Origin of the sequence: Streptomyces silvae (genome assembly GCF_016745505.1) — a bacterium.
Classification (GTDB): domain Bacteria; phylum Actinomycetota; class Actinomycetes; order Streptomycetales; family Streptomycetaceae; genus Streptomyces; species Streptomyces silvae.
In genome coordinates this window covers 51,959-64,915 of sequence record NZ_JAERUC010000145.1, presented here as the reverse complement: position 1 = coordinate 64,915, position 12,957 = coordinate 51,959, and the positions used below count along the sequence as shown (strand labels likewise).

Sequence of the window (12,957 nt, the reverse complement as noted above, 5' to 3'; positions counted from 1 at the left end):
TGCCCGGGCGGAGCCCGCCACCACCACCCGCCACTCAGCCGTGCTCGCCCCCACCACGGCACCCGCACTCGTCACGGCCGCCCGAGCCCCGGAGGAGACCCCCGCCGAGCCCTCGCCCGCCGCAGCCGTCCCCCAAGCCGGCACCCCCACCCTCGTCCTCCTCAAGCGCATCGGCGCCGTAGACCCCGCCTCCCTCGACGACTACCGCTCCACCGGCGGCTACACCGCCCTGCGCCGCGCCTTCTCGCTCGGCCCCGCCGGGGTGATCCGCGAGGTGCTGGAGGCCGGGCTCGTCGGCCGCGGCGGCGCCGCGTTCCCGACGGGCCGCAAGTGGCAGGCCACCGCCCAGCAGGCCGACGGCCCGCACTACCTCGTCTGCAACGCGGACGAGAGCGAGCCCGGCACCTTCAAGGACCGGGTGCTGATGGAGGGCGACCCGTACGCCCTGGTCGAGGCCATGACGATCGCCGGGTACGCCGTCGGCGCCCACCAGGGCTACGTCTACCTCCGCGGCGAGTACCCCCGCGCGTACGAACGCCTCGCCCACGCCCTGACGAGCGCGCGCACCCGTGGGCTGCTCGGCCCCGACGTCCTCGGGCAGGGGTACGCCTTCGACATCGAGATCAGGCGCGGGGCAGGGGCGTACATCTGCGGCGAGGAGACCGCGATCTTCAACTCGATCGAGGGGCAGCGGGGCGAGCCGCGCTCCAAACCGCCGTTCCCGGTGGAGAAGGGCCTCTTCGGCAAGCCGACGGCGGTCAACAACGTCGAGACCCTCGTCAACGTGCTGCCGATCCTGGAGCACGGGGCGGCCGCGTACGCCGCGACCGGCACGGAGACGTCCACCGGCACCAAGCTGTTCTGCGTCTCCGGGCAGGTCGACCGCCCGGGCGTCTACGAACTGCCCTTCGGCGCGAACCTCCGGGAGCTGCTGGACCTCGCGGGCCCGCCCGAGCGGCTGAGGGCCGTGCTCCTCGGCGGGGCGGCCGGCGGCTTCGTACGCCCCGACGAGCTGGACGTCCCGCTCACCTTCGAGGGCACCCGCGCCGCGGGGACGACGCTCGGTTCGGGGGTGGTCCTGGTGCTGGACGACTCGGTGGAACTCCCCCGCGTGCTGCTGCGCATCGCCGAGTTCTTCCGCGACGAGTCGTGCGGTCAGTGTGTGCCCTGCCGGGTGGGAACGGTCCGCCAGGAGGAGGCCCTGCACCGGATCGTGGATCGTACGGGCGCCGGGGCGGCCGAGGACATCGCGCTCATGAGAGAGGTGGGGCAGGCCATGCGGGACGCCTCGATCTGCGGTCTCGGCCAGACCGCGTGGAACGCCGTGGAGTCCGCGATCGACCGTCTGGGGGTCTACAAGTGACCGCTGTTCCGCTACAGCCGCCGCGCCGGCTCGTCCCGTTCACGCTGGACGGCGAGGAGACCCGGGTGCCGGAGGGGTCGACGATCCTGGACGCGTGCAGGGCGGCGGGCAAGGACATCCCGACCCTCTGCCAGGGGGACACGCTCACCCCGAAGAACGCCTGCCGGGTGTGCGTGGTCGAGGTCGAGGGCTCCCGCACGCTGGCGCCGGCCTGCTCCCGTCGCGCCGAGCCGGGCATGACGGTCCGTACGGACACGGAGCGGGCCCGGCACAGCCGGAAGGTGGTGCTGGAGCTGCTGGCGTCGTCGACGGATCTGTCGACGACACCCCGGGCCGAGGAGTGGATCAAGGAGTACGAGGCGAAACCCGGCCGCTTCGGCGCGGACGCCGCCCGGATGAACGAACAGCCGAAGATCGACAACGAGCTGTACGTCCGCGACTACGACAAGTGCATCCTCTGCTACAAGTGCGTCGACGCCTGCGGCGAGCAGTGGCAGAACACGTTCGCCATCGCCGTGGCGGGGCGCGGCTTCGACGCCCGTATCTCCACCGAGCACGATGCCGCGCTCCCCGACTCGGCCTGTGTCTTCTGCGGGAACTGCATCGAGGTGTGCCCGACCGGCGCGCTCTCCTTCAGCACGGAGTTCGGCATGCGGGCGGCGGGCACCTGGGACGAGGCGGCCCAGACGAAGACGACGACGGTGTGCGCGTACTGCGGGGTGGGCTGCAACGTGACGCTCCATGTGCAGGAGAACGAGATCGTCAAGGTCACCTCGCCGCACGACAACCCGGTGACCCATGGCAACCTCTGTATCAAGGGCCGTTTCGGCTTCCAACACGTACAGAATCGGGATTGACGGCTATGGGACGGGTCACCGAGCGTCGCCGCACCATCCGCATCAGGGACGGGGCGGTCACGGCCCGTCCCGACACCCTCGTCGCCGAGGAGCCGCTGGAGATCCGGCTGAACGGGAAGCCGCTCGCCATCACGATGCGCACCCCGGGCGACGACTTCGCGCTGGCGGCGGGGTTCCTGGTGAGCGAGGGCGTGATCGGCGAGGGTTCCGAGGTGCAGTCGATCGTGTACTGCGCCGGGGCGACGGCCGACGGGGTGAACACGTACAACGTGGTGGACGTGAAGCTCGCCCCGGGCGTCGTGGTCCCCGACATCACCCTCGAACGCAACGTCTACACCACCTCGTCCTGCGGACTGTGCGGCAAGGCGAGCCTCGACGCCGTACGCACCACGACCCGCCATCCCGTCGCCGACACTCCCCCGGTCCGGGTGACGCCCGCCCTGCTCTCCGCCCTCCCCGACCGGCTGCGCGAGGCGCAGCGGGTGTTCGACCGGACCGGGGGCCTGCACGCCGCGGCCCTGTTCTCCCCGGAGGGCGAGCTGCTCGACATCCGGGAGGACGTGGGCCGCCACAACGCGGTCGACAAGCTCGTGGGCCGCGCCCTCACCGACGACCGTCTGCCGCTCTCGCAGGCGATCCTGCTGGTGTCGGGGCGCGCCTCCTTCGAGCTGGCGCAGAAGGCGGTGATGGCGGGGATCCCGATGCTGGCGGCGGTCTCGGCGCCGTCGTCGCTGGCCGTGGACCTGGCGGCCGAGAGCGGACTGACCCTCGTCGGCTTCCTGCGGGGCCAGTCCATGAACGTGTACGCGGGTGACCACCGCATCGCCCTGGAGGCGACGGTGGGCCAGGGCTGAAGCCCCGCCCGCTGCACGGGGCAGTGGTCCGGCCGACGGGGAGCGCCCCCTGCGCCGGCCGGACCCTCTCGTGGGTCACCAACGGGCGACCAGGGTCTCCTCTCCACCCCGGTTGCGGTAGAGCCAGGTGGTCCCGGGAGCGACATCCCCGTTCAGATAGCCGACGATGGGCTCCCGCTGCGTCGCGCGGTCCGCACCGGGTCACCCACGAGCAGCCCGGTCTCCTCCCGCAGCTCACGCCGGAGGGCTTCGTGCATGAGCTCGCCGTCCTCGACCCCGCGCCGGGAAGCGACCAGAGGATCTCTCCTGCGGCGCCGATGCTCTCTCGCACGAGCAGGATCTCGTTGCCCCGGCGGATGATGCCGATGACCAGCTGCACGCGGGGTTTCGGGGCCTTCGGTTCCTCTGCCGTCATGCTGGGGACCACACGAGGTGTTCGTGGCCGGGTCCGCCCCGCAGGAGACCCCCGGGCGGGGCGAGCGTCAACAGCCGAGATGAGCGCTGCCACCGTCAGGTGCTCCTCGCGCCGCACTTGATGCCTGCGGTGCCGGGATGCCGTGCCTCGTGCGCAGGCCCGGGATCAGGACCGCCGCCACCGCCAGGTGCATCAGGGCCAGGGCGGCCCGGGTGCCGGTGCCCATTCCGTCGCCGGTCAACGGCAGGAAGGAGAGGGCCAGTACGGCGACGGCGGCCCCGGTCCAGACGGCGCGGGCGCGTCGTACGCCGAACCGTTCCAGGACAGCCAGCGCTCCCCAGCCGGCGAGCGACGCGAGCAGGGCGACGAGCGCCACGGGTAAGGCGCCGATGTCGAGCGTCTGCTCGGCGTCGGTGATCCGCAGCCGGTGTCCCAGCAGCGGGTCGGCGGCCAGCCACACCAGGACGGGTGCCACGACGGCCAGGGCCGTGACCCCCAGGCGTCTCCTCCGCGCGCTCACTCGGCGCCTGCCGACTGCGCCCCGTGCAGGAACAGCTCCACCAGCTCCTGCGAGGTCAGGTCGGGCTCGTCGTCCGTACGCGGCTGGGTGAAGAGCAGCCCGAAGAAGAGCGCCGCGATCTGCTCCGGCGGGCGCCGCAGGGTGGCCTTGTCGGGCTCCAGCAGCTCCGCGAGGGCCGAGCGGAGACGGGTCGTCGACTCGTTGCGGCCCGCGCCGCGCACCGTGCCGGGATGCTTGCCGCCGCCGCGGTGCCCCAGTGAGCCGGCGATCGCACCCATCCTGGCCATGTGCGCCTGCAGTGCCTCGGCCGCCTCGGCGAGCCGGTCGGGCAGCGGCTGGGACATGTCGATCGCGTCGAGCTCGCGGATCGCGTGCTCGGGGGAGAGCGCCTCGGCCATGCAGGCCTGGAGCAGCTCGTCCTTGTCGGCGAAGACCCGGAAGATCGTGCCCTCTCCGATACCCGCGGCGCGGGCGACCTTCGCGGTCGTCACCGCCGCGCCGTACTCGGCGATCAGCGGGATCGCGGTCTGGATGATCATCGCGCGCCGCTCTTCCGGCGACATGGCGGGGGCGCGGCGGCGGGTGGTGGTCTGGTTCTGCTCAGCTGCTGTCATGGGTGCGAGCATACGGAGTGAGCCCTCACTCCGTCAATGAGTGAGGACTCACTCCGTTCAGTCGATATCTCGCCGAGGGTCAGTTCACCAACTCCGCCTGGGCCGGTCCGACCGGATCACCGCTCGGCAGCGGGTCACGCGAACGGCGCTTGGCGATCACCGCGCAGACCATCAGCTGCATCTGGTGGAAGAGCATCAGTGGCAGCACCGCGAGGCTCGCGTGCGCGCCGAACAGGACGCTGGCCATCGGCAGCCCGGCCGCCAGGCTCTTCTTCGAACCGGCGAACTGGATGGCGATCCGGTCCTCCCGGCCGAAGCCGAGCCGCTTCGCCCCGTACCAGCTGATCGCGAGCATGAGGGCCAGCAGCACGGCCTCGGCGCCGAGCAGGGCACCGAGGCGGAGCGGGGTGACCTGGTGCCAGATCCCGGCCACCATGCCCTCGCTGAAGGCCGTGTAGACGACGAGCAGGATCGAGCCGCGGTCGACGTAGCCCAGCACCTTGCGGTGGCGGCCGATGAACCCTCCGACCCAGCGGCGCAGCAGCTGCCCGGCGAGGAAGGGCACCAGCAGCTGGAGGACGATCTTCATCAGGGAGTCCGCAGAGAACCCTCCCCCGCTCCCGCCGAGCAGCACGGCCGCCAGCAGCGGGGTCAGCACGATGCCGGCGATGCTGGAGAAGGAGCCCGCGCAGATCGCGGCCGGGACGTTGCCGCGGGCGATCGAGGTGAAGGCGATCGACGACTGGATGGTCGACGGCACCAGGCAGAGGAAGAGGAAGCCGTCCTGGAGCTGCGGGGTCAGCACGTACGGGACGAGCCCGTGGCTGGCGAGGCCCAGTAGCGGGAACACCAGGAAGGTGCAGGCCAGGACGGTCAGGTGGAGCCGCCAGTGCTTCAGGCCGTCGAGCGCCTCAGCGGTCGAGAGCCGCGCCCCGTAGAGGAAGAAGAGCAGGGCCACCGCTCCGGTCGACGCGCCGCCCGCCACCTCGGCGCCGGCCCCGGACACCGGCAGCAGCGCCGCGAGTACCACCGTGCCGATCAGCGCCAGGATGTAGGGGTCGACCGGCAGCCAGGACGGCAGCGCGGGGATACGGCGGCTGGTGCGGCGGCTCATGTGCTCCGTGCTCTCTCGGTGGAATCGTGCCCTCCCCATCGTGCTCCTGATCACCGCGATCGGGAATCAGGTACACCGCACTGACTGTCATCACGGTTCGCGATAGCCTCGCCCCATGTACGACCCCGTTCAGCTCCGTACGTTCCTCGCCGTGGCCCAGACCCTGAGCTTCACCCAGGCCGCCCGCCGGCTCGGCATCCGGCAGTCCACGGTCAGCCAGCACGTCCGCAGGCTGGAGTCCGAGGCCGGCCGTCAGCTGTTCGACCGGGACACGCACCGGGTCGACCTCACCGAGGACGGCGAGGCCATGCTGGGCTTCGCCCGGACGATCCTTCAGGCCAACGAGCGGGCCGCCGCCTTCTTCACAGGCACCCGGCTGCGGGGACGGCTGCGCTTCGGGGCGTCCGAGGACTTCGTCCTGACCCGCCTCCCGGAGATCCTGGAGTCCTTCCGGCGGGAGCATCCGGAGGTCGAGCTGGAACTCACGGTGGAGCTCTCCGGCGCACTGCACCGGCAGCTCGCGGCGGGCCGGCTCGACCTGGTGCTGGCCAAACGCCGCACCGGGGACACCCACGGGGAGCTGGTCTGGCAGGACACCCTGGTCTGGATCGGCGCCCCGCAGCTGAGGATCGACCCCGAGCGCCCCCTCCCGCTGATCGCCTTCCCGCCGCCCGGCATCACCCGGGCGCGAGCCCTGGAGGTGCTGGAGGAGCACGGCAGACCCTGGCGCTTCGCGTGTACGAGCGCGAGCCTGAGCGCCCTCGTGGCGGCGGCCCGCGCGGGGCTGGGCGTCATGGCGCACACCCGTGGCCTGATCCCGCCGGGGCTCGTCCCGGTGCCGTCCAGGGCAGGCCTGCCGGACCTCGGGGACGTGGATTTCGTTCTGCTGCACGGGCGCCGGAGGGACAGCGCGCAGGAGGCGGCGGGGGCTCTCGCGGCGGCGATCCTGGCCGGCGGGGACCGTCTCCACCGCGGCCCGGTTGTGCCCTCGCACCCGGACCCGGCGTAAGTGCCGCGTACAGATTCGGTGGAGATTCCCGCCCCAGGCACTTACTCCGTGGTCAGAAGTCCGCCCGAGCCTTGCCCATCTGGCCCGATTTCTACGGTTGGACTGGCCAGATGCCACGTTTTCCGGAGACTTCGGACCCTCCCGCAGCCTCGTGCGGTGAGGTAGCGTCGCGGCGCCGTGCGGAGCGCCACAAGGAGCAGGTCATTGCGCGAGTTCACTGTCCCACCCATGGCCGCTGCCCCTCAAGTCGGCGGTCTTGCCGATACCGTCTTCGACTTTGCGGAGGAGGACCCCCACCGGATCGCCCTCGGCCGCAAGGACGCGGAGGGCCGGTGGCACGACGTGTCGGCGGCCGCCTTCCGTGACGAGGTGCTCGCTCTCGCCAAGGGGCTGATCGCGCACGGCGTCCGGTTCGGCGACCGGGTCGCCCTCATGTCGCGTACGCGCTACGAGTGGACGCTCTTCGACTTCGCCCTCTGGACGGTGGGCGCCCAGTCCGTGCCGATCTATCCCACCTCGTCGGCCGAGCAGGTCCTGTGGATGCTGCACGACGCCGAGGTCGCGGCCGTCATGGTCGAGCACGAGGACCATGCGATGACGATCGGCTCGGTCATCGACCGGCTGCCGAATCTGCACCGGCTCTGGCAGCTGGACGCCGACGTGGTGACCGAGCTCGTCGAGGCCGGGGCGCTCATCGACGACGAGGTCGTCCACCGGCACCGGCGCGCGGTGACGCCCGACTCGGTGGCGACCGTGATCTACACCTCCGGCACGACGGGGCGTCCCAAGGGCTGTGTGATCACGCACGCCAACTTCATGTTCGAGGCCGACACCATGGTCGGCCGCTGGCACCCGGTGTTCCTGTCCAAGCCGGGCGAGGAGGCGGCGACGCTGCTCTTCCTGCCGCTCGCCCACGTCTTCGGCCGCATGGTGGAGATCGCCGCGCTGCGCGGCCGGGTGAAGCTGGGGCACCAGCCGGAGCTGTCGGCGAAGGCGCTGATGCCGGACCTCGTGTCCTTCAGACCGACGTTCATCCTCGCGGTGCCGTACATCTTCGAGAAGGTCTTCAACGGCGCGCGGCGCAAGGCGGAGTCGGAGGGCCGCGCCGGGGCGTTCGACAAGGCCGTCGACGTAGCGGTGAAGTACGCGGAGGCGATGGAGGAGCGGGCCTTCGGCACCGGTCCCGGGCCGTCCGCCGGGCTACGGATGCAGCACCAGTTCTTCGACAAGGTCGTCTACCGCAAGGTCCGCGACGCGATGGGCGGCCGGGTGCGGCACGCCATGTCGGGCGGCTCCGGCATGGACCGCCGGCTCGGGCTGTTCTTCGCGGGTGCCGGCGTCACGGTCTACGAGGGCTACGGCCTGACCGAGACGACCGCGGCGGCCACGGCCAACCCGCCCGAGCGCACCCGCTACGGCACCGTCGGCCAGCCGATCCCCGGCTCCACGGTGCACATCGCCCGCGACGGCGAGGTGTGGGTGCACGGCGCGAACGTCTTCTCCGGGTACCTGGGCGACCCCAAGTCCACCGACGCCGTGCTGCACGACGGCTGGCTGGCCACCGGCGACCTGGGGGCGCTCGACGAGGACGGCTACCTCACCATCACCGGGCGCAAGAAGGAGATCCTGGTGACGTCGGGCGGCAAGAGCGTGTCCCCGGCCGGTCTGGAGGAGCGGGTGCGCGCGCACCCGCTGGTGGCGCAGTGCATCGTCGTCGGGAACGACCGGCCGTACATCGCGGCGCTGGTCACGGTGGACCACGAGTCGGTGGAGCACTGGCTCGCCATGCAGGGCCGTACGATGATGCGCCCCGCCGAGCTGGTGCGCGACCCCGACCTGGAGATGGAGGTGCGCCGGGCGGTGGTGGCCGCGAACACGGCGGTCTCCCAGGCGGAGTCCATCCGCACCTTCCGTATCCTGGCGCACCAGTTCAGCGAGGAGCACGGTCTGCTGACCCCGTCGCTCAAGCTGAAGCGGAAGGCGATCGAGACGGCGTACTCGGCCGAGGTCGACGCGCTCTACCGCTGAGCCCGTGCCGCTCCTGACGGGCGGTCGGAGGCAGGCCTTTCCCCCGGTTCTCCGGTTCACCGGATCAAGGCGGCCGGGAATGCTTACGCTGTGCCGATCGTTCCCTCTGGGAGTACCCACCCACAACGTAAGGATCGACTGCTCGTGAGCCAGGTCCCCACCATCACCCTCAACAACGGCCTCGAGATGCCGCAGCTCGGCTTCGGTGTCTGGCAGGTGCCGGACGACGAGGCCACAGCGGCCGTGACCACGGCCCTGGAGGCCGGGTACCGGAGCATCGACACCGCCGCGATCTACGGGAACGAGACGGGCACCGGAAAGGCCCTCGCCACCACGGACGTGCCCCGTGAGGAGCTGTTCGTCACCACGAAGCTGTGGAATTCCGAGCAGGGTCACGACTCGACGCTCCGCGCCTTCGACACGTCGCTGGACAAGCTGGGCCTCGACTACGTCGACCTCTACCTCATCCACTGGCCGGTGCCGGCCAAGGACGCCTACGTCGACACGTACAAGGCCTTCGAGCGGATCCTCGCCGACGGCCGCGCGAAGTGCATCGGCGTGTCCAACTTCCTCCCGGAGCACCTGGAGCGCCTGCTGGGCGAGACGTCCGTCGTCCCCGCGGTCAACCAGATCGAGCTGCACCCCCAGCTCCAGCAGGCCGAGGCCCGCGCCTTCCACGCCGAGCACGGCATCGTCACCGAGGCCTGGTCGCCGCTGGGCTCGGGCAAGGGCCTCCTGGAGGTCCCCACCGTGGTCGCCGTCGCGCGCAAGCACGGCCGGAGCCCCGCCCAGGTGGTGCTCCGCTGGCACCTGCAGACCGGCCACGTGGTGATCCCCAAGTCCGTGACGCCGTCGCGGATCGCGGAGAACATCGACGTGTTCGGCTTCGAGCTGGACGCCGACGACCTGGCCGCGTTCGCCGCGCTCGACGAGGGCAAGCGCATCGGCTCGAACCCGGCCGAGGTCAACTCCTGACCGTCAGCTCCTGACTCCGCGTCTCCCCCGGCGCCCGCACCGCGCCACGCGCGGTGCGGGCGCCGGTGTGTGTCCGTGCCGTCCGCCGGCTTCAGAGCAGGGCACGGCGCCGGCGGCGGTGCGCGGGGACCGGACACCGCCCGGTCCCCGCGCGCCGGTTCAGCCGCGGGTCAGCCGCAGGGTGACCAGCTCGAACGGGCGCAGCGACAGGCTCACACCCTCGTCGGTGAGCTCGGGCGCCGTCACACCGTCCAGCGGCCGCTCCAGCAGGTCGGTCACCGCGACGCCGGTGGCCGCGAAGCCGGTGCCGAGACGGACCCTGGCCCGGCCGCCGGTGGACTCGTAGAGCCGTACGACGACGTCACCGCTCGCGTCGTCGGCCAGCTTGACCGCGCTGACGACGACGGCGTCGTTGTCGACGGTGACCAGCGGTGCGACCTCGTGCTCGCCGGTGACGCGGCGCTCGGGCAGGTTGATGCGGAAGCCCTCACGGACCGCGTCGCCGATCGCCGCGCCCGGTGCGAGGGCGTGCCGGAAGCGGTGGACGCCCTGGTCGGTCTCCGGGTCGGGGAAGCGCGGGGCGCGCAGCAGTGACACGCGGACCGTGGTGGTGGTCCCCGCGTCAAAGGCGCGCACGGTGCGGGTCACGTCGTGTCCGTACGTCGAGTCGTTGACGAGCGCGACGCCCCAGCCCGGCTCCTCCACGTGGACGAACCGGTGGTTGCACGCCTCGAACTTGGCCGCCTCCCAGCTGGTGTTGGTGTGGGTGGCCCGGTAGAAGTGCCCGAACTGGGTCTCGGAGGCGTAGCGCTCGGCGTGCACGTCCAGCGGGAACGCGGCCTTGAGGAACTTCTCCGTCTCGTGCCAGTCGACCTCGGTGTCGATGTCGAGGCGCTTGGCACCGGAGGTGAGGGTCAGCAGCTGGGTGACCTTGGAGCGGCCGAAGCTCCGTACGATCCGGACGCCGACCGTGTCCCCGTCCTCGACCGGGGTGAGCTCGTCGAGGCCGGTGAGGTCGGTGACGGTGTTCCGGTAGAACGCGTCGACGTCCCAGGCGTCCCACATGTTCGGGAAGTCGGGGTGGATCTGGAGGAGGTTGGCGGCCTGTCCCGGTGCGACGGTCTCGCGCTCGGCGCCGATGTCGTACGCCGAGACGACCAGTCCCCTGGCGTCGATCTCGACCTGGAGGAGCCCGTTGTCCAGCACGAAGCCGCCGCCCTCGCGCGGGGCGAGCTGCCCCTCGCTGCCCCGGTGCGCGGCACCGGCTGCGCCCGCGCCGACTCCGGCGCGGGTGTGCGGGGCGGAGTTGAAGAGGAGCTCACGCCCGGCGGCGGGGTCGCCGGCCAGGGCGCGCTGCGCGGCGTCCACGATGCCGCTCAGCTCGCCGGCGACGGCCGCATAGGTCTTCTCGGCCTCGCGGTGCACCCAGGCGATCGACGAACCCGGCAGGATGTCGTGGAACTGGTGGAGCAGGACCGTCTTCCAGATCCGGTCCAGCTGCTCGTACGGGTAGGGGTGCCCGCTGCGCACGGCGGCGGTCGCGGCCCACAGTTCGGCCTCCCGCAGCAGGTGTTCGCTGCGCCGGTTGCCCTGCTTGGTCTTCGCCTGGCTGGTGAGGGTCGCGCGGTGCAGTTCGAGGTACAGCTCACCGACCCACACCGGCGCGTCGGGGTATTCGGCCTCGGCCTTGGCGAAGAAGTCGGCGGGCTTCTCCCACTCGACGGTGGCCGAGCCCTCCAGGCTGCGCATCCGGGCGGCCTTGGCGATCATCTCGCGGGTCGTCCCGCCGCCGCCGTCGCCCCAGCCGGTCGGGGCGAGCGAGTGACGGGCGACGCCCTTGTCCTTGAAGTTGTCGGCCGCGTGCGCGATCTCGCTGCCCTTCATGGAGCAGTTGTACGTGTCCACGGGCGGGAAGTGGGTGAAGATCCTCGTGCCGTCGATGCCCTCCCAACGGAAGGTGTGGTGCGGGAACTTGTTGGTCTGGCTCCACGAGATCTTCTGCGTGAGCAGCCACTTGGACCCCGCCGCCTTGATGATCTGCGGCAGTCCGGCGGCGAAGCCGAAGGTGTCGGGGAGCCACGCCTCGTCGTTCTCGATGCCGAACTCGTCGATGAAGAACCTCTTGCCGTACACGAACTGACGGGCCATCGCCTCGGAGCCGGGCATGTTGGTGTCGGACTCGACCCACATGCCGCCGGACGGGACGAACCTGCCGTCCGCGACCGCCTTCTTGACCTTGGCGTACACCTCGGGGCGGTGTTCCTTGATCCACGCGAACTGCTGGGCCTGGGACATCGCGAACACGAAGTCCGGCTCGTCCTCCAGCAGGGCCGTCATGTTGGACGTCGTACGCGCGACCTTGCGGACCGTCTCGCGCAGCGGCCACAGCCAGGCGGAGTCGATGTGGGCGTGTCCCACCGCGCTGATCCGGTGGGCGGACGGCTGCGCGGGGGTGGCGAGCACCCCGGCCAGCTCCGCGCGGGCGGCCTCCGCGGTGGAGTTGACGTTCTGGAGGTCGACGGCGTCCAGGGCCCGGCCGATCGCGCGCAGGATGTCCCAGCGACGGGCCCCCTCGACGGGCAGCTCCGCCATCAGCTCCCCCAGCACCTCCAGGTCCTGGACGAGGTTCCACACGTGCTCGTCGAAGACGGCGAGGTCCATCCGGGCGAGGGTGTACTGGAGCTCGCTGCCGGCCGTCTCCTTGTCTCCGAGCCGGGTCGGCAGGAAGGGGTGGTAGTCCAGGATGACGGGGTTGGAGGCGGCCTCGATGTGCAGCAGGACCTCTTCGCCGCCCTCGGCGGGAGCCCCCACGCGCACCCACTGGTTACGCGGGTTGAGGCCCTTCACCGGGGTGCCGTCGGGCCGGTAGACCAGGCCCTCGCACTGGAAGCCGGGCATGTTCTCGTCGAAGCCCAGGTCGAGGAGCGCCTCGACGGTCCGGCCCGCCCAGTGCGCGGGGACGGTCCCGGAGACGCGGAACCAGCAGGTGCTCCACGGGGCTCCCCACCGGTCGCCGACCGCGATGGGCTCGACGGGGCCGGCCAGGCCCTCGGCCACGGGGACGGGTTCGCCGGGAGCATTCCAGACGGCGACGTCCAGGGGTACGGACTCCGGGTGTACTGCGGGCCGGATGCGCTCGTCCAGGACTCGCTTCAGACGGGCTTCCACCAGAGTGCGGTCGTCGTGCATGAGGGTGAACTCCGTTGTG

General features: G+C 71.4%; 10 protein-coding genes. 6 read left to right on the top strand and 4 right to left on the bottom strand.

Annotation, left to right across the window (positions count from 1 at the left end; all coding sequences use genetic code 11):
• The 3 genes from JKV81_RS22545 to fdhD all read left to right on the top strand — a co-directional run.
• Positions 1–1,363 (top strand): complex I 51 kDa subunit family protein (locus tag JKV81_RS22545; RefSeq protein WP_202077468.1); only part of this gene is annotated, 1,363 nt, incomplete at its 5' end.
• Positions 1,360–2,220 carry a 2Fe-2S iron-sulfur cluster-binding protein gene (locus tag JKV81_RS22540; RefSeq protein ID WP_129266489.1) on the top strand — a complete coding sequence of 287 codons (861 nt, stop codon included), beginning with the start codon at positions 1,360–1,362 and terminating at the stop codon, positions 2,218–2,220. The genes JKV81_RS22545 and JKV81_RS22540, both read left to right, overlap by 4 nt.
• 5 nt (positions 2,221–2,225) lie before the next feature.
• The gene (fdhD, locus tag JKV81_RS22535) at positions 2,226–3,074 is read left to right on the top strand and encodes a formate dehydrogenase accessory sulfurtransferase FdhD (RefSeq protein ID WP_129266488.1); all 849 of its coding nucleotides are present in this window, start codon (positions 2,226–2,228) and stop codon (positions 3,072–3,074) included.
• 482 nt (positions 3,075–3,556) lie between these two features.
• On the opposite strand, the gene JKV81_RS22525 is transcribed toward fdhD, so the two are convergent.
• The 3 genes from JKV81_RS22525 to JKV81_RS22515 all read right to left on the bottom strand — a co-directional run bounded on the left by JKV81_RS22525 (position 3,557) and on the right by JKV81_RS22515 (position 5,737).
• Positions 3,557–4,009 carry a DUF6069 family protein gene (locus tag JKV81_RS22525; protein WP_241748572.1) on the bottom strand — a complete coding sequence of 151 codons (453 nt, stop codon included), beginning with the start codon at positions 4,007–4,009 and terminating at the stop codon, positions 3,557–3,559.
• The gene (locus JKV81_RS22520; protein WP_129266487.1) at positions 4,006–4,623 is read right to left on the bottom strand and encodes a TetR/AcrR family transcriptional regulator; all 618 of its coding nucleotides are present in this window, start codon (positions 4,621–4,623) and stop codon (positions 4,006–4,008) included. The genes JKV81_RS22525 and JKV81_RS22520 overlap by 4 nt, the downstream gene beginning before the upstream one ends.
• A gap of 79 nt (positions 4,624–4,702) precedes the next feature.
• Positions 4,703–5,737, bottom strand: a complete 1,035-nt coding sequence (locus JKV81_RS22515) for a bile acid:sodium symporter family protein (RefSeq protein WP_129266486.1) — start codon at positions 5,735–5,737, stop codon at positions 4,703–4,705.
• A gap of 115 nt (positions 5,738–5,852) precedes the next feature.
• On the opposite strand from JKV81_RS22515, the gene JKV81_RS22510 reads away from it, so the two are divergent.
• The 3 genes from JKV81_RS22510 to JKV81_RS22500 all read left to right on the top strand — a co-directional run bounded on the left by JKV81_RS22510 (position 5,853) and on the right by JKV81_RS22500 (position 9,749).
• Positions 5,853–6,746: a LysR substrate-binding domain-containing protein gene (locus JKV81_RS22510; protein WP_129266485.1), complete on the top strand. Its 894-nt coding sequence runs from the start codon at positions 5,853–5,855 to the stop codon at positions 6,744–6,746.
• A gap of 228 nt (positions 6,747–6,974) precedes the next feature.
• Positions 6,975–8,774: an AMP-dependent synthetase/ligase gene (locus JKV81_RS22505; protein WP_202077467.1), complete on the top strand. Its 1,800-nt coding sequence runs from the start codon at positions 6,975–6,977 to the stop codon at positions 8,772–8,774.
• Positions 8,775–8,918: 144 nt separating this feature from the next.
• Complete coding sequence (locus JKV81_RS22500; RefSeq protein ID WP_202077465.1) at positions 8,919–9,749, top strand: aldo/keto reductase; 831 nt, start codon at positions 8,919–8,921, stop codon at positions 9,747–9,749.
• Positions 9,750–9,908: 159 nt separating this feature from the next.
• Here JKV81_RS22500 and JKV81_RS22495 read toward each other — a convergent pair whose 3' ends face one another.
• The gene (locus JKV81_RS22495) at positions 9,909–12,938 is read right to left on the bottom strand and encodes an alpha-mannosidase (protein WP_202077463.1); all 3,030 of its coding nucleotides are present in this window, start codon (positions 12,936–12,938) and stop codon (positions 9,909–9,911) included.
• Between the last annotated feature and the right edge of the window lie 19 nt (positions 12,939–12,957).